Source organism: Robertkochia solimangrovi (assembly GCF_007279655.1).
Classification (GTDB): domain Bacteria; phylum Bacteroidota; class Bacteroidia; order Flavobacteriales; family Flavobacteriaceae; genus Robertkochia; species Robertkochia solimangrovi.
This window is the reverse complement of sequence record NZ_QKWN01000002.1, coordinates 33922-59672: the sequence shown is the minus strand read 5'-3', so window position 1 is coordinate 59672 and position 25751 is coordinate 33922. Positions and strand designations below refer to the sequence as shown.

The 25751-nt window shown below is 32.5% G+C and carries 25 protein-coding genes; all 25 read right to left on the bottom strand.

The genetic code is table 11. From position 1 onward, the window contains the following. Positions 1 to 4 precede the first annotated feature (4 nt). Genes DMZ48_RS04320 through DMZ48_RS04200 form a run of 25 tightly spaced genes read right to left on the bottom strand, consistent with a single transcriptional unit; the run spans position 5 to position 25715 of the window. Positions 5 to 1120, bottom strand: a complete 1116-nt coding sequence (locus DMZ48_RS04320; protein WP_143953897.1) for a glycosyltransferase family protein — start codon at positions 1118 to 1120, stop codon at positions 5 to 7. Then, the gene (locus DMZ48_RS04315; protein ID WP_143953896.1) at positions 1117 to 2136 is read right to left on the bottom strand and encodes a CgeB family protein; all 1020 of its coding nucleotides are present in this window, start codon (positions 2134 to 2136) and stop codon (positions 1117 to 1119) included. The genes DMZ48_RS04320 and DMZ48_RS04315 overlap by 4 nt, the downstream gene beginning before the upstream one ends. After that, entirely contained in the window at positions 2137 to 3294 is a 1158-nt protein-coding gene (locus tag DMZ48_RS04310; RefSeq protein WP_143953895.1) for a glycosyltransferase family 4 protein, read from the bottom strand. Then, positions 3291 to 4274, bottom strand: coding sequence for a sulfotransferase domain-containing protein (locus DMZ48_RS04305; protein WP_143953894.1), 984 nt, complete (start codon positions 4272 to 4274; stop codon positions 3291 to 3293). The genes DMZ48_RS04310 and DMZ48_RS04305 overlap by 4 nt, the downstream gene beginning before the upstream one ends. A 10-nt stretch (positions 4275 to 4284) precedes the next feature. After that, positions 4285 to 5589, bottom strand: a complete 1305-nt coding sequence (locus tag DMZ48_RS04300) for a glycosyltransferase family protein (protein WP_143953893.1) — start codon at positions 5587 to 5589, stop codon at positions 4285 to 4287. Then, complete coding sequence (locus DMZ48_RS04295; RefSeq protein WP_143953892.1) at positions 5576 to 6847, bottom strand: glycosyltransferase family protein; 1272 nt, start codon at positions 6845 to 6847, stop codon at positions 5576 to 5578. The genes DMZ48_RS04300 and DMZ48_RS04295 overlap by 14 nt, the downstream gene beginning before the upstream one ends. A gap of 11 nt (positions 6848 to 6858) precedes the next feature. Next, complete coding sequence (locus tag DMZ48_RS04290; protein ID WP_162558661.1) at positions 6859 to 7824, bottom strand: glycosyltransferase family 2 protein; 966 nt, start codon at positions 7822 to 7824, stop codon at positions 6859 to 6861. 24 nt (positions 7825 to 7848) lie between these two features. Then, positions 7849 to 8547, bottom strand: a complete 699-nt coding sequence (locus tag DMZ48_RS04285) for a sulfotransferase family 2 domain-containing protein (protein ID WP_143953890.1) — start codon at positions 8545 to 8547, stop codon at positions 7849 to 7851. Beyond that, positions 8534 to 9280, bottom strand: a complete 747-nt coding sequence (locus tag DMZ48_RS04280) for a glycosyltransferase family protein (protein ID WP_143953889.1) — start codon at positions 9278 to 9280, stop codon at positions 8534 to 8536. Before DMZ48_RS04280 ends, DMZ48_RS04285 begins: the two co-directional genes overlap by 14 nt. A 3-nt stretch (positions 9281 to 9283) precedes the next feature. After that, positions 9284 to 10030, bottom strand: a complete 747-nt coding sequence (locus DMZ48_RS18740) for an acyltransferase (RefSeq protein ID WP_143953888.1) — start codon at positions 10028 to 10030, stop codon at positions 9284 to 9286. Between the two features lie 5 nt (positions 10031 to 10035). After that, on the bottom strand, positions 10036 to 10908 hold the full coding sequence (locus tag DMZ48_RS04270; RefSeq protein ID WP_143953887.1) for a glycosyltransferase family 2 protein: 873 nt from the start codon (positions 10906 to 10908) through the stop codon (positions 10036 to 10038). Continuing rightward, on the bottom strand, positions 10908 to 11804 hold the full coding sequence (locus DMZ48_RS04265) for a glycosyltransferase (protein ID WP_162558660.1): 897 nt from the start codon (positions 11802 to 11804) through the stop codon (positions 10908 to 10910). Before DMZ48_RS04265 ends, DMZ48_RS04270 begins: the two co-directional genes overlap by 1 nt. A 44-nt stretch (positions 11805 to 11848) precedes the next feature. Further along, positions 11849 to 13018 carry a glycosyltransferase gene (locus DMZ48_RS04260; protein ID WP_143953885.1) on the bottom strand — a complete coding sequence of 390 codons (1170 nt, stop codon included), beginning with the start codon at positions 13016 to 13018 and terminating at the stop codon, positions 11849 to 11851. Continuing rightward, positions 13015 to 14532, bottom strand: coding sequence for a DUF1919 domain-containing protein (locus tag DMZ48_RS04255; RefSeq protein ID WP_143953884.1), 1518 nt, complete (start codon positions 14530 to 14532; stop codon positions 13015 to 13017). Before DMZ48_RS04255 ends, DMZ48_RS04260 begins: the two co-directional genes overlap by 4 nt. Then, on the bottom strand, positions 14529 to 15671 hold the full coding sequence (locus tag DMZ48_RS04250) for a glycosyltransferase family 4 protein (RefSeq protein ID WP_143953883.1): 1143 nt from the start codon (positions 15669 to 15671) through the stop codon (positions 14529 to 14531). Before DMZ48_RS04250 ends, DMZ48_RS04255 begins: the two co-directional genes overlap by 4 nt. Before the next feature lie 21 nt (positions 15672 to 15692). Then, positions 15693 to 16658 carry a glycosyltransferase family 2 protein gene (locus tag DMZ48_RS04245; protein WP_143953882.1) on the bottom strand — a complete coding sequence of 322 codons (966 nt, stop codon included), beginning with the start codon at positions 16656 to 16658 and terminating at the stop codon, positions 15693 to 15695. Further along, entirely contained in the window at positions 16651 to 17406 is a 756-nt protein-coding gene (locus tag DMZ48_RS04240) for a glycosyltransferase family 2 protein (protein WP_143953881.1), read from the bottom strand. The genes DMZ48_RS04245 and DMZ48_RS04240 overlap by 8 nt, the downstream gene beginning before the upstream one ends. Continuing rightward, entirely contained in the window at positions 17403 to 18437 is a 1035-nt protein-coding gene (locus DMZ48_RS04235; protein ID WP_143953880.1) for a glycosyltransferase family 2 protein, read from the bottom strand. Before DMZ48_RS04235 ends, DMZ48_RS04240 begins: the two co-directional genes overlap by 4 nt. Before the next feature lie 40 nt (positions 18438 to 18477). Next, entirely contained in the window at positions 18478 to 19596 is a 1119-nt protein-coding gene (locus DMZ48_RS04230; RefSeq protein ID WP_143953879.1) for a glycosyltransferase, read from the bottom strand. Continuing rightward, on the bottom strand, positions 19593 to 20528 hold the full coding sequence (locus DMZ48_RS04225) for a glycosyltransferase (protein ID WP_143953878.1): 936 nt from the start codon (positions 20526 to 20528) through the stop codon (positions 19593 to 19595). The genes DMZ48_RS04230 and DMZ48_RS04225 overlap by 4 nt, the downstream gene beginning before the upstream one ends. Next, a complete protein-coding gene (locus tag DMZ48_RS04220; RefSeq protein ID WP_143953877.1) occupies positions 20521 to 21684 on the bottom strand; it encodes a glycoside hydrolase family 99-like domain-containing protein in 1164 nt (387 codons plus the stop codon). Before DMZ48_RS04220 ends, DMZ48_RS04225 begins: the two co-directional genes overlap by 8 nt. Further along, a complete protein-coding gene (locus DMZ48_RS04215) occupies positions 21677 to 22819 on the bottom strand; it encodes a glycosyltransferase family 4 protein (protein ID WP_143953876.1) in 1143 nt (380 codons plus the stop codon). The genes DMZ48_RS04220 and DMZ48_RS04215 overlap by 8 nt, the downstream gene beginning before the upstream one ends. Positions 22820 to 22828: 9 nt before the next feature. Continuing rightward, positions 22829 to 23617 carry a hypothetical protein gene (locus DMZ48_RS04210; protein ID WP_143953875.1) on the bottom strand — a complete coding sequence of 263 codons (789 nt, stop codon included), beginning with the start codon at positions 23615 to 23617 and terminating at the stop codon, positions 22829 to 22831. Between the two features lie 6 nt (positions 23618 to 23623). Continuing rightward, complete coding sequence (locus DMZ48_RS04205) at positions 23624 to 24805, bottom strand: ABC transporter ATP-binding protein (RefSeq protein ID WP_199287934.1); 1182 nt, start codon at positions 24803 to 24805, stop codon at positions 23624 to 23626. Between the two features lie 46 nt (positions 24806 to 24851). Continuing rightward, a complete protein-coding gene (locus DMZ48_RS04200) occupies positions 24852 to 25715 on the bottom strand; it encodes an ABC transporter permease (protein WP_143953873.1) in 864 nt (287 codons plus the stop codon). Positions 25716 to 25751: the final 36 nt, after the last annotated feature.

Genomic DNA, 25751 nt, shown 5'->3' with positions numbered 1-25751 from the left:
ATCCCTATACTTTAACAGCGTTTATCAATTCTTTCAATGCAGTTTCAGCACTATATTTACTATTTAATATCATATTCTTCCTATCCTGAACGAAGATAAGTTCTTTTAGGTGAGGTAAATTATTAAAATTTAAATATTCCAGGTTTAATTCCTCTTCCGAAATTATATTTTTTAACCCTATCATATCTTCCGAACACCATACTTTTAATCCACAACGATAATATTCAAATAATTTATTAGGGGCATTAAACTTAAAGTTTAGATCGTCAGCTTTATATAAAATCAAGCCGACAGAATATTTCGGTAGAATTTTCGGTAGATCGTCATAAGCTATTCCTTTATAATAAAATTTTATATAATCCTTCTTTAAATTAGTTAAGTAACTGTAAGTTTCCTTATCGTAATTATTGGAATATATATCTAATGTCATCAGAGATTCACTTTTATCAACCCACTCACAAACTTCCTTAATATATGTATTCCTTAAAGATATAGCACCTACATAAACCAGCTTTAATATATTATCATTATTAGATACTTTAACAACCATATCCTTCCAGATAAGTGGTGGATAATTAGGAACAACATGTAACTTACTTTTATCAACTAAGGGATTTTGCTCTAAAAAAAGCCTTACTCTTTCTTCATTTGTTTGTGATATCCAATCAACTTTTCTATAGATATAAGATTTCTCCCAATTATGAAAAAGTCTGACCATTAACATCGCCTTTTTATACCATTCCGATGTAAATAACTCATGGTAATGCCCCAATACTATTGAATTTGGGTTAAAGTATTTACTATAAAGATAAATCGGCCCGATGGAGAATGGATCATAATAAAGTATCAGGTCAGGTCGGTAAGCGATCAAACCGCGCAATGTTTTCCATATAAAATTAATATAATAAAGAGATCTTACTATCCTATTTGACTTCAGAGTAGGTAATTTTGATCTTTGAATTTCCACATTTTTAAGAGTTGGACTCTCAACTTTTTTAAATTTTTGAGTAGAATAAGCCTTTGTGATAATTTCCGGATCATCATCCAGTATAGCTAATAAATTTAAAATTGGAGGATAGTCTTCCAGAGGTAGAAAGTGAATGACCGCTAATTTTTTCAATATCCAATTTTTTTCAAAATCTCCTTCATAACCGATTCATAATCCCGCTGATCCTTCACTACCCTTTCCGCACCTTTTTTAGTCAATTCGATTAATCGAGGAGGGGCACTTAGATAATAACTTAATTGCTCCAATAAATCCTTGGCTTCTGAATAGAACAAAACTTCATCACTTTCAAAATATTTTTCAGTTTGTTCTGTACTTTCAGTTATTAAAGCAGTGCCACAGGCAGGAATTTCAAAGGTTCTTGTCGTATGTAATTCAGGAAATTTTTTAGAAAGCAAGCCAAGTCCGAATTTACACTCTGATATTAATTTAGCGTAATTTTCTCCAAAAAGTCCTTTCCCTTTATAATGAACTCTCGGGTTATTTGCATTACGACTCATAAATTCAGTCCAACCATTCCCCGCGAATGCAATAGAATAACCATTATCGATCAATACCTGAAGAATTTCCGCTCTATGCTTTTCATAAAGCCCAACAAAACCTATATCATATTTTTTCTCCTCAAAACTATTATAAGGATGATGTATTGATCTGCTATAACCTTGAGTACTCAAAACAATTTTTTCATCAGAAATATATTCTTTATAAAAATTCACTTCTGGTTCTTTTGTGGTAATCACATAATCATATAAATGTAACGATCTATAGAACTTTTTTGATCGGTTATCGAAAAAAGCCATGTCTGGAGTAAAGTGAATAATTTTATCACTTTTCCCCTTTAAAAGTTTAATTATTTCCGGTTTGATAAAAATTCCCTTATCGACCCAAACAAGATCTAAACGCCCATCAATTCTACTAACCTCATCGACTATAAAATTATTGATCTTGGAAATTAAAGGTCCTTTTTTAAATCGAAACCCGATACTCCTTAAAAAAGGATGTAACATGAAATAAGGAACTCTAGTATCTGTAACGATAAAGTCTTTCGGATTTAGAATATCCTTGAGAACCTCCCCTCGCATTCTGCTGGTGGTACCATACCCGTATTGTCCTATATATAATATCTTCATTTATTCGGAGATCGCATCGGTAATGGCGGTCACGATTGCTCCGAAATTCCAATTCTCTATTCTATTTCTTGCAATTTGCCCCATTTCGAATAATTGTTGTTTGCTTAAATTCGTAACAATAGTCTCCAATGCTTTAATATTACCTGCTGGAAAAATCCAACCTGTTTCGCCGGATACAACAAGGTCAGGAGCGCATCCAACTTTATCAGTAACAATAACAGGACGACTACTTGCCATTGACTCATTTACCGCCAGGCCCCAAGTCTCTCCGGGACCTTTAGATGGTAAGATAGTTATATTACCTAAACGGTAGACCAATGGCATTTTCGACTGATTTTGAAAAGATACAAAAATGATCCTGTTATCCGCGATTGATCGTTGCTTTAACTTATCTTCCATAGGACCGTTTCCTACCAATACCAAACGTATTTTTGGATTTTGCAATCGTTCCATCAATTCCACTAGTATTTCCGGGTCTTTTTTTGACTCCAATTTTCCAGCAAAGAGTAAAACCAATTCATCATCCTCAATACCCAATTCATGTCTCCAAATTAACGACTGCTCTTCAAAATCTAAAACTTCATTCCCTGAAAACCTAAAATTATCGATAGCGTGTGGGGCAACACGTAATTTACTTAAGGGAACGCCATGTTTAATATAATAATCTTTATTATTCTGACCTACATAAAAAGCAATATCAAAATGCTTATACAACCAGGTTAGCCAAATTCTTCTAAGTATTTGTTTCAAACCTGCCTTTTCATCCAACAAAGTGGAATCACCTCTGGTAACAAGTTTTACTTTGCCTTTAAAATGACGTATCACTTTTAAATGGCTTTTGAAATTCCAACCCATAACCAGAATCACATCTGGATTCCAACATTCCAGATCATGGATCAATGTCGGATTATATATTCCTTTAAAATGATGTGAACCTGGTTCAGATGATTGATTTTTAACGAACTCGTAATCATAACCCTCTAATAAAGGTATATCCCAGGTGATAACCTTTCCGAATTTATGATCTACCACTTGTTTTTTAGACTGCGACCAAGTATAAAAAACCTTTAATGCTACATTTTCCTGATCAGATAACTTCGAGAACCAGGGCGCGTAATATTGAATGGGATGTGTTGTGACAATTGCAAGTTTCGTCATAATTTAATCATAGGTTCTAATTCTTGTGAGTAAACATTGAAATCCATTGCCTTAAAGATCTTCAATCCACTTTCTTGTTCATTTATAGGAACGTCTTTTTGCCATTTTGCTAATTGTGTATAGACATTTTTACTGGTGTGACCAGCTTTGGAACTAAAACTGGCTTTTCTCATCTGATTTTGAAACTCCGTATTCAATTTCAAGTTTAAGCACGACTGTATTTTATTTGCTACAGCTAGGGGATTAATCAGACATTCTTCATAGAAAACAACAACAGAATTTTCAGGTAACCTATTTTCTAATACAAATTTATATTGCAAAACTATCTGATATACCAATAAGGTAAAAGGGGAATTGATAAGTTCAATATGGTCATTATAACTCTCTAGAGATTTGTCATCAAAAGGAGAATTAACTTTAAATTTCCAAGTAGAAAAATTTGATTTATGCCAATCAAAGTTTTTTCCAAAATTCAAGGATGACGCAGCAATTGCAAACGGATGCCTCAATAATATAATTGATTTTTGTTGAAATTTTTTTTGAAGATATGCATAAGCAAAATTGGCAAAGCAAAATTTAATCACTGTAAATTTTGCTTTTGAAAAATCATTGCCCTTTGAATAACGGAAGAACCTAATATTTCTAACCTTAAGATTGAATAAATCTTTAAAAAAAGAATAGACTTCTCTATTCTTCAAATTTTCCGGCAGATATGGTGTCCAACCTAGATTTAAATCAGAATATTTCTGAACCGAATATGGATTGATCCAATTGAAAGATACCTTCTTATACCTAAAAAGTGGCTCCCAAATCAATCGGGCATTTAAACCCTTTTCAATAGCTTGAGCCAACATCGTTGTTCCTCCTCTGGAAATCCCATAAATTAAAATATTTTCATTCTGCTTAATTTTTGCAAAACGAACATATCTATAAAAAATTATACATTCCTTAATCTTATCAATGGTTAATTTAATCTCCATTTTAAATTAATTATAATATAGAATGAATTGCAATTGAAAGTTTTTTAGCTGATTCATAGGAGGTAAATTCTTCCAATGGCAATAAATTATAAGCCACCTCATCGATATGTTGAAGATCAGATAATTTATCTTCAATCATCATATTCAAGCCTTCTGTATTTAAATTTTCAGTATAGTTCACTAAATAATTATTGGCTTGACATTTCTTCAAGATACCGGTAGCTGAACTTAATTCATGAAGTATCGCTAAAATTGGTCTTTTACTTAAAATACATTGAAATGTCTTAGAGGCCGTATAGTGTTTCTCCGTACTACCAATCAACATGACTTTGTCAGCTTTACTCAGATAATTCAGTATATGTAGAAAAGGATGACGCTCTCTATCTTCTATAACAATATCCTCAATTCCATGATCGGCCGCATATGCCGTGATTCTTTTTGCAGGATAAGGTCCTGTTCCTATAAAAAACAGTCGTATAGCCGGATCCCATAGGTCTCTCTTTTTTAATGATGCTATCGATTGAAAAAGACTATCCACAAATAGATGAGAATTAGGCAAAAAAGCACCGGCATATATCCAGGGTTTACATTCCGGAATTTCACTCCACGGCAACTTTAAACCTTCTATTTCAACAGCATGATCATTCGGGTCAAACCCATATGGCATAGCAACCTGTACCAGGTTTTCATTTGTATTTGGATTCCGAAATAACGTTTTTAACCTTCCATTCTTTTCATAAATATCAGGGAAATTTCTTTCCAATGCGGGAGTATAGTAAGGGGCAGATACACCACTGATCAAGGACGCTTTTTTAATTGAAATAGGTTCAAGAAATCGTGCAAACCACTGACTAACCTTAGCTCGTAAATTATTTTGATTGCTAATATCTCTAACCCAAGGATCTATATAATCTACTCCATAAGGTACCCTAGTCTTTTCATAGAGTAACCTACCGAGTAAGGCATTATAAAATGAAGGGATCGGTAACCACATAAAATCGATGGATTCTGATTTTAAAACCTTGAGTCCTTCCTTATATAACTGATAAAATGCCCTTAATCCAATATCACCGATAACTCTGGGGTTAGTCACAGGAAATGCATCTACTCGGGTGGTGTCAAAATGAGAAGCAAATAATTTTTCAAAATCCGGATCTGGTTTCTCTTCAAAATATGTTTCTTTTACCGTTAAAACCCTGACATTCCATCCCAGTTCTGGTAAATAATTACCGATCAGCCGTGGTCTTTGGACACCGGCAAGATTAGCTGGAAACCAATGTGGGTAAATAATCAATAAGGTTTTATTTTGTTCCATCTAAAATTTCTTTCCATAATGCAATGATCTTAACAGACTCGTTATCCCAACTAAACTGACTTCCAATACGAAATCTTTCCGATCTATTTGCTCTAATACTTTCTATTTCTTCTATGATCTTTAAAATCGTATTCTTCAGATCACTGATATTCTGGCCTGTTAAACAACCTAAATCATTAAATTCTTTAATAAATGATTTTTGAGCAGGTGTATCCGTTGCGAGAATATAAATCCCGGATTGTGCATATGCCAAAATTTTATTGGTAATACATAGTTGTCTGTTAAGATCGGTCGTGTTAAATTCCAGTGCCAAACCAATATCAAATTCTCTAAGCATACGATGCAAAACAGCCTGAGCCATCGGCTCAAGACATTTTATATCTATAGAACTATTCGCAATAGTTTCGACAAAAGGCTGTAAGACTTCCTGATTAAATCCTGTTTCTAATTCTCCTATCAGATAAATTTCACAAGCAGCTTCCGAAAAGTCCGCGACCTGTTTGAAGGCTTCAAATAATTCCTCAAGCCCGCGTCCCCGTCCTATTTTTTGAGAAAACCAGATAAACCTTGGAAGGTTCTGTCTATTTTCGAATGGTGACTCAAATTCATATTCATTGAAACCATTTAATACAACCGTTGATTTTGATATTTTCCCTGTCAATTCAAGAGTAGTGCTTTCAATGAGTGGACTTGCATGGGTTACTGCGGTAGCTTCTGGTATCAAATCACGCATTAATCTCTCTCGCCGTAAACGTTCATTACTACGGTCAAAGGAAATGTCTTCACCTGGATGGTAATCTTCAACATCAAAGGTGAAAGGAATTTGATGCTTTTTTGAAAATTGAAATGCAGGATATAAGGCGGCCAGGTTATGCGCGATGATTAAATTTGGTATATGCTTTAATTCTCGCATTTTCCGATACAACTGAACAGACCTTCTCGAAGATGCAAGTGCAGTAATCAAAGTGCTTTTTTTAAATAACCTGTAAGTCTTCCTGCATAACTTTTCAAGACTTCCCCATAATAAATAATCCAGTTTATTTTCTGCTGTTGCTTTTAAAGTAATAAAATCAATGCTTTGTGGAAAATCTACTAATAATTTTCCCTTTATAATTTCCGTATTTTCATCGCTCCAATTTCCAAGTTTAAATTGTATTAAAGTGACATTATAACCAGCAATCAATGCGGATGTAATTTCTTTGTATAGCCTTGGATTCGAGGCAAGATTCGCCGAAGTAATAAATAAGAAGGACTCCAAGTGAACTTAATTTATCTATTTAAAATATTATGAAGGTGATAACGCGCTGATCGTGCAACTTTCCATCCAAAAAGACTATTTAAAGTCTCGATGAATCTTCCTCCCAATAAAGGTATATATGAACTACCTCCCAAAGCCTTAGCCTTTTGGATAGATCGATTACTTAGTTCCTTAAATTGTGGATACGTATTGACGGCTAAGCGTTTATATTGAAGCGCCATTGCTTTTCGGTATTTCTCCTGATGCGAGGTATGCTGCAAAATGTTTTCCTTTGACTGTATTGCATCAAATTCACTTTGATAAAATGACATTAATTTTGCTGATGTAATATTTGACCCCAATCTGTATTTTCGATAGTAATTTACGGGACCTTCAACATATTGTACCCCCTTAGCCTTTGACAATACCCTGCAAAAGAATTCCCCATCCTGATCTCTCAATAGATTTTCATCCCAAGGACCTGCTTTCTCTATCAATGCTCGAGGAGTTAACCAGGCCGAAGTTTGAATCATATGTGGATTTCCTTCCGCTCCATAAAGATTCAATAAAAATTCATCAACATCATTCGTTGTATATAAATATGATGTATCGGTGATCTTACCAGATTCGGGATCATCGAAAAAGACAGCTGTATTACAAACGGCAATATGTTCCGGATTTTCTCGTAAGATAGCTACCTGTTTTTGTAACTTGTCATTACTAAGGAGATCATCGGCGTCCAAATATTGAATATAATCCCCCGTTGAGAGACTAAAACCATAATTTCTGGCAGCGCACGCACCACTTTTTAAATTTTTAAATATCCTAACCTGCTCTGATCTGAATTCTTGAATAATCTCAAATGAATTATCTGTTGAATTATCATCGATCATAATAATTTCAAAATTCTGTAATTCCTGGCTGAATACGGAATTTAGAGTTTGAATTATATAATTCTCAGAATTAAAAATTGGTATTATGATTGAAACTTTAGACACAATGATAAAAAAACTGTTTGAAATTTACCCGATTTTCTTTAATACCCTACTAACAAACAACTTAAGCGCATTGCTTTTGAAAAAGGTATAGTTAAAGTTTTTGATATCTTCCCTATAGATTTTACTGATCAGAAAAATATTTCTAATGTCCAAAAAATAAAAAACATAAGGTATAGCTTTTCCTTGATTACTATTGGTTAAGCTAACTTCTTCCATTTTATGTTGTGTCATAATAAAGTTTATATCCTTTTCTAAACTTTCATATTTCCCTATGAAGTCAACTCCTTTAACTCCTTCAGAATCATAAATATACCAGGATTGGGGTACGTAATGACAATTTGTATAATTTATGGTTCGATTCTTTTCATATTGCTGGGTTATATTCAAAGCTTCCTTTAGATATGCTCTGAATTTAAAATTTTTATTTCTTACAGATCTATGCCATTTAAAATCTGAAACAGCTCTATCCCAAGGATTTCTTACAAAACAAAAAGAATAAAATTTCTTTAACTTATCACCCTGAAGTATACCCAATTTTTCTAATTGAAAAATGCTTATATGCTGTAAAGCATAAGTTTCATTTTCATGGCTATATTGACCAAATGCATTCTCGAAACTACTATTAAAGTGATCTCCATACATATTGAATGCTTTTTCTATACTGGTACCGGCAACTTTAGGTATATGAACAAATATTAACTGCTTTTCTCTATCTATTGGCATAAGTAGATTTAATCTTATGTTTAATTTTTCTAATTACTTTGGTATATAGGGATACATTCAATCCTTTGTTATGTAAAATCTTTATATTTTGGAATTCACCGGCTTCTTTCATCGGTTTCCAGCACCATGGCCTAGCATTGTATATTTTGTTTGGAAGAATTACATATTTTATACCTAAACTTTCCAATAAATTCTCTTTGAATATAAGGTTATTGAGTGGAATTTGGTCGCCGGTTGGAGATCCTGGTCGAATCTCATCATCCTTATTTCTATTCATGATTTTCGACCATTGAGAAAGAAATTCTGTGGTCTCTTTGGTTTTATTAAATAATAAAAAACCCCCGTTATAACACTCTTTATCTATATAATCGATGAAAATTATTTTTTTTGGATTATCAAAATTACAATAAACCCTATTCGTTAACCCCATATCATAGATCAAAAGAAAATCGAATAATTCTGCGATACTTGCAGTGATTTCTGTATCGGAATCTATATATAAAGTATGATCATATGGTGAATTAACCATATTTTCAATTTTATATTTTTGTGGATGCTTGTTATTAGGCTGAACAATAACATTGTCAAAGTATTTACTCTTCACATCCTGATCACAAGTAAATAATGTAACCTTTAAATCCTTATTATATTTCTTTATGGATTTAGCGGAATGAATAGCTTCTTTAACATATTTTTTACCGCTGGCTGTATAAATTACGCCTTTATTCTGCATATTTTATATGGTCTTTATTGGCTTCGCCGGAACACCTCCGACAATCGTTTCTTTTATAACATCTTTTGTTACTACACTTCCGGCAGCTACTACACATCTCTCTCCAATACATACTCCGGGTAAAATAGTTACATTACTGCCTATCCATGCACCATCCGCTATTTTCACGGGCTTTGTAATAACGCCTCCCTGCCAGGCCGGCAGCTTCTTATTCGTATAATCATGGTCATGAGAATAAATGGTACAATTAGGCCCGATTGCAACATTGTCTCCAATGGTAATATTATCACAAACATCAATAATTGTATAGTCACCAATATGGGTACCCTGACCGATGGTTAATTTACCAAAATAACCACTTTCCCTTGAAAAGATATCACAATGGGTTTCAATATGTACATTATTCTGAATTTCCCAGTCCTGCTGTACAAATAACCTCGTACTTTTTCCTAATTTAAAAGCATCACCTGCCAAAAGATTACAATCCTTGGAAATACGAATTATAGACTCTTTTTGAATTTCTCCATTGGACACAATATGAAGTTTTGCACCCTCACCCACTCCTAATTCAACATTACGACCAATTTTAGTGTTGGCACCTAACCTAATTCTTCCCTTTCCTTCAACGATAATTGGAAATGCAATCGATACTGTGCTAGCGATATCTGCATTTAAAAGACGAAAGATCCAATAAATATTTCTTAAAACACGATCCATAAAGAAACGTATTAAATTTATTAGTACTCTCATAAAGATCAGTTTAAAAATTTATTGACAATTAATTGAGTATAATTTAATTTAGCGAGTTTACGGATTTCATTTCCTGTTTTAATTCCCCATTTTCTGTAACCAAAAATAACTGCTGATGCAATAAGTTTTTCATACTGCTTCTTTACCTGTATTCTTTCCTCCCCTTTCAGAGGAAAATCCTCTTTCAATACGTAATTCTCAGCAGCCTGAAAAGTCATTACCGGAAGTAAAGGTTTCGCCCTTCTTTTGGCTGCTTCCTGATTTGCACTAACACGATACCAAACAATACCATGTGGCATTAAGACAAGTGGATACCTCATGGATAATTTATGCCACATCTCAAAATCACCAAAATGTCTTACCTCTGAAAATCCTCCAACCTGATCAAACGCATCCTTTCTAATAATACTCGACAATGGCGCTTTATGGAAAATAGATTTACCTTCAATATAATTTCTTCTGAAAGTCTCTTCCGAATTTAAACAAAAAGGATAAATCCGGTTTGAATCCTGCTCTAGCGAGCACAACCCATAGCCAGCTTCCGGAAATTGATCCATGTAAAATACCAGTTGCTCAAGACCATATGGGTATATTAAATCATCGGCATCCACATATTTCAAATATTTACCCTTGGCATAGGAAGCTGCTTTATTCCTGTTGGGATAATCCCCTAAATTTACTTCGTTCATGTAAACATGAATCCGGGAATCCGTTTTTGCATATTTATTAGCAATTTCCAAAGAGCTATCGGTACTACCATCATCAACTATAATCAATTCCCAACTATTAAAGGTTGAATTTAAAACACTTTCAATAGCCTGAGCAATATACTCCTCACGGTTATATACCGTCATTAAAACAGAAACTAAAGGGCTCATTACTTTAATCTTTTATAAATCGACAAAATGTATTTAAACTTTATTGTAAGCTTAAAGTTTTCAATTTTTCTTCTTAACTCGCCAAAACTAAACCTGGAATAGTATTCTTTTTGATAAAACTCTATAACATCCCTGCGATTCAATTGTTCCATAAATCTAAAGCCACCCGCCCAATGAATTAATTTCGGATATCCCTCTTTCCTTTGAATAATCTTTAGATCGATAGTATTAACTTCAGGACTATTCCCCCAAATCTTAAATGAAGACTTTGCAATTTTCAAATTACCCTGCTGTTCAAGGTAAGGAAGATAATAATTAAGAATTCCCTGATCTGCACAAGCAAAAATTTCAGGCTGTTTCACTTTTGGAGGTGTCGACCATTCAATTGCAAAATCAAAATCGGAACGACTTAATAGATTTGTATCAACTACCAATTGACCAGTGTTAAAGGTAAAACCAGGATATTTAAAATCCGGATCTATTTTGCTATTAATTTGATGTAGATCATAATAAGTTCGCTTAAACCAAGCCGAGGTTTCATCCTTAATTCCATCCGATGACACGACGATTGTTTCCTCGTATATGTTTAAATAATCGATCACTTTTCCAAGAAAAACAATATCGGAGTCCAATATTAAGCATCTCACCTTTTCTTCGATAAAATAGGGTTCTAATTTTGAAACACCCCAGCCAAATTTATCTATTGGGAACTTTGCTATATCAACATTAAACTTATACTCCAAGAATGAGGTATCGAATTGCCCACTGCTCAGATCCTTTATCAAAAAAATTGGAATTTGCGGATACCAATACCGAATAGAGGCCACACAAATCTTAGTTTGCCAAAAATCACCTTTGTGACAAGATATATAAATTCTTTCAATACTTTTATCCACAGAAAAATACAGTTTTATTCTTCAAAATGAAGAATTAAGATCTTTTATAATTTACTATTCAATTTTAGACGCCTGATTACTTTTACAAAAAAATTAGGCATGAAAGGTTTATTCAAAAATCCTCCTTCATTGATCTTATTATAGACCTTTATTTTTTTACCACTTGTACCTAAAATAGTTTTCTCATATTTTTTAGCATTTTCGAAAGGCTCAAACATATCGTTCATTTTTGAACTGGTACGAACAGAAATGTCTTCTCTGATATTCTGATTTAAAAGTAAACTCTCTGCATAAGCAGAAAATTCATCTATTGCTCCAATATTAACAATGTATCCGGTAACACCATGGTCTATAAGATCATGTACCCCACTGGGTAAGTCATGACTAATCGGTACACATCCTGCCTTCATAGCTTCAACGAGTACATTTGGCAGTCCTTCCGATAAGGACGGAAACAAAAGTACTTTTGACATTTTCATTATTTCAATGACTTTATCATTCGATAACAATCCATGGAATACAACGCTCTTTTCATTTCTGAAAGCATCAAAAAGTTCCTTTTCAAGTTCTCCACCTCCAACAAGATGTAGATTAAAATGAACATTTTCAGACCGTAACTTTTGATATATCTGAAGGAGATACTGAACGCCTTTCCTTTTAACAAAGGTACCCACAAACAGTAAATCAATTGATCTTTCAAAATCTTTTTTAATTTCGATTTCTGGTACTGGATAATAATTCAATTCAACCTCAATGGAGAAGTTCAGATCTGCAACCAGTTTATTTACCTTTACCTCTATCTCACTGCTGTAGGCAATAATTTTGTCAATGATTCCTCCATACTTCCTGATTAAACCATAATAATATTCAAAGTCTCCATGAATAATATAAACAACTCGATTTTTTATCCCCAACGCATTGATCATGCGTAATTCAAGACCATCATTTGCCACAATAATATCCTCTGGTGATTGGATTTCCCTTTTTAATCGATTAAAAACTGCATATAAGTTCTCATATTTACTATAGGTTAACACGTGCTGTTCATCAGCATCTAATTTATAGTCTACATGATTTGAGTTTCTCTCTATTTCTCTGGTTAATATCACTTTGTAGTTTATTCCTGCAGTTTTATCTCGAAACTTTAATAGGTTTCTTACAATAGAGGTAACACCTGCATCTACATCCGGTAATATATATATTACTTTTGTCATGCCCACTTAGAGGGATATTTTATTATTTTAGTGAGATTTATATTGAACTTAGTATTTTTTATTATACCTGTTCTCAAGAATAGAGAAAGATCTAGTAAAGAATACGTTGTATAAAGTAAAATAAGATCTTCCGGGTTGGTCAATTTAATATTTTCAGAATAATGCAACTTGCTCTTAGAGAAGGAAAGTTTTTTCTTAAACGGTAACTTATGAAATTCTATCATTAAAGATTCATCAGCAAAGTCACGATCATCCATCTTAAATATAAATTTTTTAGAATCGGCAGGCATTCTGGATATTCGCCTCTTCCATTTTTGTATCGCTTCATTCTCATTATTATAATGCAAAAAATGTATCTCTATCTCTTCATTCAATAATCCAACGGGATAGGTTATATTCTTTATATCGTATTTCGAATATTTGATAAACCTCAATTCACAATTCAAATAAAAATCCAGATTTTTAATTAATTTCAAATAGCAAGGGGCATTTATAAATAATCCTATAAACGGAGTATTATATTCCCTTTTAAAAGCCTCATATACATCTCCTCCCCAACAATTATTCGATATAATACAGAATTCAGGGTTCTTGCTTCTTTTAACCAGAATATTATTTAGCAAAGTCCTTTTTAGATTGGCTGAAGAACTCTTTAAATTCAGATACATCCTTTTTGCAAGACCCTTAGAAATTCTTTTCATGAAAGTTATATCAAAACTTCTATGGGTAAAAAACAACATTTCAAATTCTTTGATCATGCCAAAATCCAGGAAGTTATGCTTAGTTCTTACCAAAATCCATTTCTTTAAAGCATCAACCTTTAATATTTTCTTTTCTTCATCACTTATATTCTCAACCGCAATCGGTAATTTATTTTGGTTTTTATCATGCCAAGCTTTTGATTGAAGAAGCCAATTTTTATCAAATTTTCCTTCTGACAAATGTTGTACAATAATCTTATTGGCAACTATTGTTTTTAACCCTATTTCAGCTACTTTCAAAGATAGCTCCATATCATATAAATGAAATCCGGATAAGTCCTTATCAATGTTTAAATCACTCCAAGTCTCCTTCCGAATTCCCATAAACATTCCATCAATACAAGCAACCACGGAATATTCGTCTTTGTAATTTTCTTTATTTAATGTGCTTGCATCCTTAAAAAAGGCACTACTCCTGTAATAGATTGGATCAACAGATACCCATGAAGTTGAAAATTCAGATTTATAAGTTGCTCCGGAAACCCCAACAAGCCCGATCTCAGCTTTGCTCAATAAATTAACAACTTCCTTCCCCCAATCCTCGCAATGAAATATGATATCGTCGTGACAAAATACTATATTATCATATATCGCTGATTTTATGGTAGCATCAAAAATCTGTATGATACCCAATCCATCAGAAATATTATTATAATGAATTAACTGGAATGGAACACCAATAGTCTTTTCAATACTTTCCTTAGTCCTATGCAAATTATCTGGAATTCTGGATGGAATTATAATCGATATCATAAGGAAATAATTTCTTTTGCAATTTTACCTACCTGTTCGTCTACTAAAAATTCCTTAATCACGCCCTGCTTACCTTTCCTCCCATATTCTTTAAGTAAATCTCCATCTCCATACAAATTGAGAATAAATTTTTCGAATGCTTCAAAATCATTCATTTCAATCACAGACCCACATTTAAATTTATTAATAAATAGAGGAAGATCTCCATCTATATTAAAACTTATCAAGGGGACACCTGCATATGCATTTTCCAGAGCAACCAAACCAAATGCTTCTTCTCTTGAGGAAAGAAAGAATGTACTTAGTAAAGTGAAATGTTCTTCAGGATTAGTAACTTTTCCCGTGAAAAAAATTCGATCTGTCAGTCCTTCAGCTTTCAACTTATTTTTTAAAATTTCATATAAAGAGGAACTGTTATTGCCGATCCAAATAAAATCGATAGGTAAATTAGTATGCAACTTTAAAAATCGAATTGCAAAATCTATAAAAATATCGGTTCCTTTACGTTTTTCAACCGGTCCTGAACCACCAATGACAAATCTGGCCTTTTCCTTTCCCTTTTCAAAACCATCAATTTTTAGTTGCATTATAGGATTTAGGAAAACATTATTCTCTATGAGCTTTTTAGGATCAATCTCATAAGTGGTTAAAAGCATCTTTGAAATACATCGCTGACTGGATATAATTCTATCACTTTCCCTCAGCATAGTCTCTATTGAAGCCTGATCGAAACCTTTTATCACCATTTCCAATTCATGCACATGAACTATTTTCTTAGATTCTAATTTCTTTAAAAGATTGAAAGTGCGAAAAGAAGCAAGAGAGTTGAAATATATGATATCAAAATTTTGATTATCAATGTTTTTAACCAAATTCTTCTGATACAGTTTTAATGTTCTATTTCTGCCCAAAATCTTTAGAAGGGTTCTAATAACAATACTTTTTGATCTTAAGAAATCTGGAATATACTTATATATAGAAGCGTACTTTGAAAAATCCTCTTCAAGCTCCCCATTACTTTGAATCAATACTGATATTTCAAATTTATCAAATTTCACGAACTCAGAAATAAGTCCATACAGGTACAAGGGAGCACCAGATCGTTTGGCTTCGTGTGTAACAAATAGAATCTTTTTCATAGAAAATCCTACCAATAACAGTTATCTAAAATGGGTCTTTGTTCTGTACAATACATGCCCTATAAAAAATCTTATAAATTCCTTATAAGTACGAGGAGATATCTTTCCCAGATGATGAAAAATTGATAACTTCTCAGGATAAGTAAACTTTTTATTATAAAAAATATCATGTTTATAAACCGTATAATAAAAAGCTACGATCTCTTGCCGCTCCTTCCATGAGACATTAAAAGTATTAAATACCGAAGTATATAATCTACTCAACTCCTCAAAGGAAACCCTCGTGTTAGTCGCTGAAAGTTTATCATCATGATATCTCGTATAGTTGAGGCTTTTGTGAAGAAATGCAACATCAAAATTATTGAACATCCTAAAATATAGTTCAAAATCTCCTATTCTTGAGTAATCAATATTCAAACCTCCTGAATCCAGGTAACATTGCTTCCGAAAAAGTACGCCACTAATATTGGGTATCAAACATCGCTTAATCAGCAAATGCCTGATAAAATATTCCCCCTTAAATATTTTCACTTCATCCTTAACAGGATAAATATCATTTGCATAGGGTTTTACTACAGGATGAATTTCACTGATAATTCGATCATCCTGATCAATGGCCTGAGAAATACAGGAAACCAATCCAATATCACTGTCATTCTCGAGCACAGAAGTCATTTCTTCCAGGAAATTATTATCTGCAAGATCATCACTTTCGGCTATCCATATAAACTCTCCCACTGCCAGTTCAATTCCTTTATTCCATTGATGAAAAGGGGAACCTGAATTATTGGAATTAGGAAAATATTTAATCAACTCAGGATTCTTATTTACATATTTTTCAATGATTTGCGAACTATTGTCAGTTGACTGATCATCTAATATTATCAATTCATAATCTTTGTAAGTCTGGCCTAAAACGGAGTCAATTCTCCTTTCTAAAAACTTTTCATGATTATAATTTGGAATAACAACAGATACCTTAGGCATAACGATTATTTAAAAAAAATCTAGAAATCAATCTTACGAACTTCGTATGTCTGTATTTGAAAAAGACTCTGATCCAATAAGGCATTCTTTTTCTCAACTGCTGTCTCCTATGAACGATATCATCTTCCGTATTTGAACTTGTTCCTGTTTCATTGAACTCTGAGATCACAATTGGAATATATTTTTTTCGTATAGTAGGATCTAAAAAGCATTTCAAATTAAATTCCCAATCTGCGTTAACACGCAAATCAATATCAAAAGTATTTCCTTTAGCAAATAATCTATTATGATAAAAAATCGCCTGGTGACAAATGTTCTTAAAATTCAATTTAAATAAATTGAATCGTCCATCATATATTTTAGTAGAACCTTGTAACACTACATCCCCATAGACAAAGTCAAAATTGTTAGACTTTATCATTCTATAAACCGTTTCCAAAGTATGCTTTGAATAAAGTTTATCATCAGCTCCAAGAAACAAAATCCAATCTCCTTCTGCCATTGAAACCCCTTTATTCATCGCATCATATATCCCTGAATCCGGTTCTGACAAAACCCTCACGAAAGAATATTTATTTGCATATTCATTTAAAACTTCAACCGTTCCATCAACAGATGCACCATCAACACAAACTATTTCATAATTTGAAAAAGTTTGAAGTACAACAGAATTTATTGCATCAGAAATTACTTTTTTGCAATTATAAGTTGGTATAATTATGGTAAAGGAGAGGCTATTTTCATTCATATAATAGGCTCAAATTCAGTGGTACAAAAGAACTTTTTTCTATAATTAGTACGTGTTTTTCCCCAAACTAGTTTATGTGTTAATCTGTAACTCAATTTCTTTAGAATGCTATAATTAGAATAGATCTGAATGATTGTGTTTAATTTAAGCCAAAGACAAAAAGGTTTCGTTAACAATTGATTTTCTCCCATAAAATCAACAATTTTAAAGGTTTCTTTGTTCTCCTTTAAAAGAATCATGTTATCAAAGTAGGGTCTGCAAAATTTTATTAATGAGATCTTCTCCCGGCGACCAAATCTTTTTAATTCTTTTAAATATGTAATTAAATTAACGATGAACTTATTATTACTTTCAAAAAAATTGAGTTTTGTAAGACTCAACCCCATCTTATCTTCATTTTCTACACGCCAAAAGCAATCTGGTAAGGACTTATCAAAAATTTTAAATTTTAAATTCTTAGAAATACAATTCATATGAAAATCAATATCCTGATAGCCTTTCAGGTCTTCATCCCATTTTATATGATTTATCCGTAGCGATTCTATTCTGTAAATTGGATTCAGCGTTATCCAGGGAATATCTAAATTAATAAATGATAAAATCGGGTCGATGTCTTTACTTTCAAATGAAGATATCAATACATTTTTATCTCCCATATGCTGAGCAAACAACATTCCCCTAAAAACTCCAAAATCCATTTCTTTAGAACAATCCATTAATTTGATTCGAGTGGGTAAACAATCGCTTGCCAGTAAATCATCACTATCTAAAAATATCACATATTTACCATTAGCCATATCCAACCCTATATTCCTGCATGTTGGAGCTCCTTTAGGCAATTGCTTTCGATGAACTAATTGAAAACGCGAATCCTCCTTACAGAACGATTCAATAATCTTAATTGAATTATCTGTCGATCCATCATCAACCACAATACATTCCCAATAATCATAATTCTGATCAAGAACTGAGCGTAGTGTATATTCAATATATTTTTCTCGATTAAATACCGGAATTATAATGGAAATCATGTAGCAATATTATGCAAATGCATCTAAAATTAATTTTTATCTATAATAAATCCTGGATAACTTTAATGTGTCTTTCAATGGTATAATTCTCCAAAATATTAGTTCGGGCATTACTACCCATCTTTTTTGACATCTCAATATCATCAAGAAGTTGATTCATATATTTTGCCATACTTTCAATATCATGCTCACTGACTAAAAAGCCATGTTTTCCATGCTCTATGACATCAGGAATTCCTGCATGGTAGGTAGCTATTACCGGTAACCCTGCAGCAGATGCTTCTAAAATAGCAACCGGCGTACCTTCCATATCTCCATCCTCAGCAATTATTGAATGTTGGACAAATGCTATTGAGTCGGTTAACAGATCGATAAAATTCTCTCTAAGTAAGACCCCCGGAAGAAGTACAGAGGATTCCATATCTAAAAATCTAACTAAGTTTCTGCATGAATTAAGCAATGGCCCATCTCCTCCAATAGTCAATTTGGCTTCGGGATGCTCTTTAAGAACTTCTCTAAATGCCAATATCGTATAATAAGGAGCTTTTTTGTCAACAAATCTTCCTAATCCTATAAAATGTTTTTGTACGTTCGTCCTTTCTATTGAAAAGAATTCATTTCTGGGTCCATAGGTATTTTTAATAATTTTTTTGGGTGGACAACCTAATCCCTTTATTTGCTCAAACATTTTATCAGAAACCACTATTATTGTTTTAGCGGTGTTAAACATTATTCTGTACGCATTTTCATTTGCTTCTAATACCTCATATTTCGATGCATCATATCCATGAAAATGCACAATTAAATCAATGTTTAGTTCTTCACACACAGCTGCTATCTTGGCACCGGTTGTCCCATATTCAGCTAATACCGATTTGATCCTTTCGTTCTTTAGATAGAAACGCAAATAATCTATCTCTTTTTTTGGCTTGATTATACGATTATAAATAAAAACAGGCAGTAATTTAGCGATCTTTTCTTTAGAGTTGTTTCTGAAGTAATATTGCTTTAATGAGCCTTTCAAATCAGAAAAACCGGGAATCAAATCACCATATAAATAATGCTTCTCACCGATTAAAAAATTCTTATGAGCCTCTATAAATGATTCTGAATAAATATTCTTGTTGGGAGAAACAATCGCAATCTTTTTTTTCATCATTTCAATTTTCTTTGAGAAGAATACTGGTACAAAGTATCCAATAGAACATAATTATATTTTGAAAAGAACATATTCCAAAATAGAGGTTTCGTAAGAAATACTTTGTAACCACACAATTCGAAATAGCTTAGAAGATTTCTTTTGACCTCAGCAATAAATGCATCATTTTTGGGATTATATAATTTTACAATCAATAGGCTTACTAGTAATCCTTCTTCGAGCCTACGAATTCTTTTCTTGATCGTATTATGAACTCTGGTTGAAGTTTGCGTTTCTCTGAAAAAATTAAGAGGTTCAGCTATAAATGCAAGATTTGTATTCCCAAGGATTGAAACCCAAAAATACCAATCACCTGTCATTTTCATTTCGACCGGTAATGGACTATTGATAATAGCTTTTTTTCTAAAAATAACCGCGCTGGCATTTGGGATTGTATTCTTAAAGCACAGATAATTCAGACATTCATCCTTTCCGGAGTTTTTAAAATCTTCCTTCCAATGTATCTCAGATAAATCGTTTGTCCATTCGATCTTATTGTAAAGAATCTCAGAATTCTCATCAATAACTAGACTTTGAGAATAAACTAAGCCTAAACTATTATCACGGTCCAAAACCGGAACCAGTTTTTCAAGAAAATGAGGGGAAGCTTCATCGTCACTTTCAGCTATCCATATAAATTTACCCTGAGCTAAATCAATTCCTTTTTTCCATTGGATAAAAGTACTACCACTATTTTTCTCATTTAAAACAATATGGGTGACTTTTGGGTGGTTTGAATATTTCTTTAAAATTTGTACGCTATCATCTTTGCTACAATCATCCAGAACAATTAATTCAAAGTCCTGATATGTCTGATTTAAAATAGTATGAATGCGACGCTCAAGAAATTTTTCATGGTTATAATTGGGAAGAATAACGGAGACGTTAACCATTTAATATTTTCTTTATTCTGGAAAAGGGATTAAGAATTGCATTTCCGAGTTTATACGAATTCGAACTTTTCACTTTCTCCGCTCTTTCCAATGCATTTAAATATTGATTATATAGTTGTACTGACTCTTTATTAGAGGTAAGTCTTTTAATAATATCAAGTGTTTTAAACCCATTTTTTTCATCTGGTTCCAGGTGACATCCTTCAGCCCATTCATTCCATGCATTGACAAATAAAAATTGTTCATTTTTATTTAATTTCAAGGTATTTTGGATAGTACATTTAAGAAAATATTCAAAGATATCATTATTTGCACCAAGAAAAATAGTTGCATTCTCCCCTCTTCGTGCAGTGTTATCCCATCCGGGAAAGACGGATCGATAGACCTTATAATCATATTTTTTCAATAGCATATTGAATACTGTAAGAGCATAATCTCTCGATTTTAAATTTTGATGCTCAGTGCTTGGTTGCACACTATTCCAGTCAGGTGCAAATTCCATTGCAGCATCAAATTCTATAGAAGAAGGATCGGTCCTTGAAATACTTTCTACTCTGACCAAATACAGATCTTTGAACCCATGCTCTTTTGCAGTCTTTCTCCAAACATCAACCGTTTTTTTTATGTCTGGAAACAATTCAGTCTTGTAAATTATAAATACCGGTTTATCATCCACACAAATATATCTCTCATCGTTGAACACATTATTACATAAAAATTCCATATGTTCTTTATCATCCTCCAGTGAGTAATCCTGCTTCATAATCACTTCTTCATCCTTACCATCCCATCGTTTGGTCCAATTTTCATTTGCCCATATCAAACAAAATGGAAAATCAGGCTTTTTTTGTGATAACATATTATCTATAGGAAGATTCAACAATCTTTTACCATTGAACCAATAATGATAATAAGCAAAACCATATATGCCATATTCTCTAGCTAATTTAGCTTGTTCAACAAGGGTATTTGGATCCTCTAAATCATAATAGCCAATAGAACTATGAGGTACATGAGGTTGATAATGACCATCAAATAATGGTTTAGATTTCTTTACATTCGTCCATTCTGTAAAACCTTCACCCCATGCTTTATCATTTTCTGGTATTGGATGAAATTGAGGAAGATATATTGATAATAACTTAAGGTTATCCATTGAATCTATTTATTACTTTATGAATTTCAGTTGCAATAATGCTAATATCGTGGTCATTTTTTATAACCTCTATAGCATTTTCTTTATATCGATTATAAGTCATGTCATCAATTAAAAGTGACCTGATGCCATCGGCAAATTTCTTTAAGTTCCCATAAGGAACTGTGATTCCAATTCCCTTATCCACTAACTCCCGAGTGCCTCCATTCTTATCAAACGTGATAATAGGTACTCCTTGAGCTGCAGCTTCTAAATTTACCAGTGGAAATGGATCTTCCCTCGATAACATTGCAAAAATTTTAAAATCACCAAAATAGGTACTGGCTTCAGGCAAATGTTTTATAAAATGTACTCTATCTTTCAATCCGCTCATCCTTAAATCAAAATTTAAACTCTCATTTAAGGATCCACCGATCCATACAAAATGGACCCTGTGGTCGTTCACATCACTCAACAAATCTATTGCAACCGGAATAAACCAATCTTTACCTTTTCTCCATATCTCCGCTCCACAAGCTCCAATAATAATGGTATCATTCGGTAGTTTAAGCAAGGATTTAAGGGAATTAATTCCTTTATTTTTTTGAATTTGTTCAAAGTTTACAAAACCGTAAATGACTTCAACAGATTCAGGATTTACATCATATTCATTTACTAAGCAATTTTTAACTGCATTGGAAACCGCTATAAATAAATTTGTATTTTCTTTGATGAAGGTTAAATTTTTTTTACCACTTTTCTCAATCCAATGCTGCATCTCATGAACATGTGTAAGCACTGGTTTTTTTAAAAAGCTCAATTCATTTATCAATGCACCATTAGTTATGGTATTATTATATATAAGAGAAAAGTCTGCACCCGCGAGATAAGCCTTCAATTCCTCCCTCGCTCTCGCTCTTTTTCTGCTGTCAATTTTTGACCTAAGAAATGATGATCTGTTAGATACATGTTTTATATTCCAATAATGACAATCAGCTAGAGATCTATATTCATCAAGAAGATCTCCATCTGCATTTCTTAATAGTATTTCAAATTTCAAATTAAACTGAAACTTTAAATATTGCATTAATTGCAGAATAAAAATTTGAGCTCCAGAACGGTTTGCATCATGTAATACAAATAATACCTTACTCATTCTTATAAATTAGTTTTCAGGATTATAATTGGCCAATTCATTCAAACTTTTATAGATATGAGCAATTTTCCTGGAAATTGTCCTTGTTGAGGATTTAGTTCTACTTATATGTTTTTCCGCAAAATCGGCATTTACATTTACCAGAATTAATTCTTCAATATTTTGAATAGTCTCCCTTTCAAATGTTTGATTATAATGAATAAACATCCATCTACTTTTATCATTAGATTGATTGTATGTTTTAAGCAGAAATTCATACATACATTTCCATGTATTTAAAGCAGAGTCATAGGTCATTTTAAGTTTTTCCTGTATCGCTGGATTCTCATTACATTCCCTAACAATACTTTCTGCTGTTTTCCAAGGTTCTCTGTATATCACTAAATAAACGGTATCCTCATTCAGAAACTTATCCCAAACTGGCAATGTATAAGAAAATCTAGGGTCCTTATAACAGAAAGGTTTATTATTTACAACATCCTTTATTCTGGCATCCAGTGCATTGTTAGATTTAAATTTTATAAATGACGGAATTTGAGCTAACCAGCGTGCCCGATAAAATGTAAAGGATCTAAAAAATCTCATCCTAATATTTTCAGGAATATTAATGATGTTTAAAGCAATGAGATCTTCATTTATAGTATTGACTTCATAATCTTCAAAAAAACCTTTAGGGTTAGCTTTATTGATTCCTAAATAATCACTTCTATCCCCTAAATGATATCCTGAGTCTGCCAAAATACCCGTCAACATACTTGTTCCACTCCTTCCGGAACCTAAAATTAAAACATTCTTCATTTTACTCTAAAACTTGACTGGAGCCCAAGTAGCATTAATTCCACGAATATTTAAATTGATATAATTTTTTTCAAATCGATATACCTTACCTCGAACGTTCTCTAATTGTTCAAAAATTTCAAAATTCAAAGAATAATTATTATTTGCCAGTAGCAAATTTCCGATTTCAAGCCTGAGTCTATTTTCCTTCCCAGGATAAACAGTGATATCTTCAACGGATGATTCTGCACAAGCCTTTTGTTCGATGTCAAAAAATACTACTCTAAGGGACACAAGTACCTCTTTGTTTAATTTAGAATATAGATTAGCTTCAAAAACAAAGTTATCCCTATAATTCATTTGAATATTATCCCCTACCTCAACGATATTACCATTAATACTAATAGAATTATAATCAAAATCCTCATCAATGGAAGATTCATTTACCCCACTTTCAAACTTCTGGTAATATTTATTCACAAGTTCCGGAACATTATCACCTATATAATCGATCTTTCCCGAACTTAATAAAATGCCATGTGTAGAAATTCGAGCAATTTGTGGCATCGAATGACTCACAAATATAATTGCAGTCTTCTTTATCAATTGGGAAATTCTATTCAAACATTTAATTCTGAAACCCAAATCACCAACAGCCAAGACTTCATCTATTATTAGAATGTCCGTTTCTAATTGGGCTGCTACAGCAAAACCTAATCTGACTTTCATACCGGAACTATAATTTTGAACCGGTGAATCTATGAATTCACCTATTTCTGAGAAATTTACTATATCATCATATTTTTCATCGATTTCCTTTCTGCTGAAACCAAGCACCATCCCATTGTTGTAAATATTTTCCCTCCCTGTCAATATTGGGTTAAATCCAGCACCCAACTCAATTAGGGCTCCAATTTTACCCACCATTGTAATAGTACCTTCATCTGGGCGTATTAACCCGTTTATCATTTTTAATAAGGTCGATTTACCAGCTCCATTATGACCAATCAATCCCAAACATTCCCCTCGTTTCAATTCAAAAGAAACATTTCTAACCGCCCAAAACTCTCCATCTCGTAATTTCAATTCATTATTCCTATTAGACAGTAAGGCTGAAGACATATCTTTTACTCCATACCATAAAGATTTTTTTAAATCCCTACAGAACTTTTTAGAAACATTGTCAACTTTAATTAAAACTTCAGACATAATTATTTTTTAAAATATTGAAAACACCAAGTATATAAATCTAAACCTAAGAACCAACTCTTTCAATAATCACAGGCATAATAAATCTAAAAATTATTACACCTATTATTAAAATTATAAATGAAATAATCAAAACAATTCCGGTCTGTAATAAGTAATCTACGGTTTGTCCGGTTAAGATATTCCTACTTGTTTCTATAAGAAATCTAAATGGATTTATTTTATTAAAAATTGCAAAGACTCCCTCATCAGGAATTGGATAAATTACTGGTGATATATACATAAAGAATTGCATCATAAAAGGAATAAACCTTGCAATATCACCATACATCATTCCAATTGGAAGAGATATAAGACCTATTGAAAACCCAGTTACCATCAATCCAAAAAACAATGGAATAAATCCAAGAACCTGCCAACCCGGATTAATTTGAAAAACAATTAATACAGCTATTATTATTAATACTCTTAAACTAGAGTTGAACAATAATGAATATAAACCATGAACTAACAATGACTCCCTGGGGAAATTAAGTTTTGCTAAAATACTCTTACCTGACTTAACACTTTTAAGAGGTTGTCCTACAGATTCTGCAAGAATTTGCCAAAGCAATGTACCCGTTAACACAAAGACCGGATAAGGTATTGGTGTTTCTTGTATTTTAATTGTGTTAGAACTGTTAAGGAATATCCAGATTAAAGACGTAACAATCGGAGGAATAAACGCCCATACAACACCTAGTACGGATTGTCTATAGGCAGCCTTTACATCACGCTTAGCTAATTGAAAACCCAATTCATTAGCTGGCTTTAAATCCTTAATAATTTCATTAAATAATTTAATAAATGAAAGATTCGGTTGTGGTTGATAAATGGTAATTTTTTTAGTGGATTTAAAATCTTGTGACATATGAAACTAATTAAATCAGTGATCTATTTTTATATT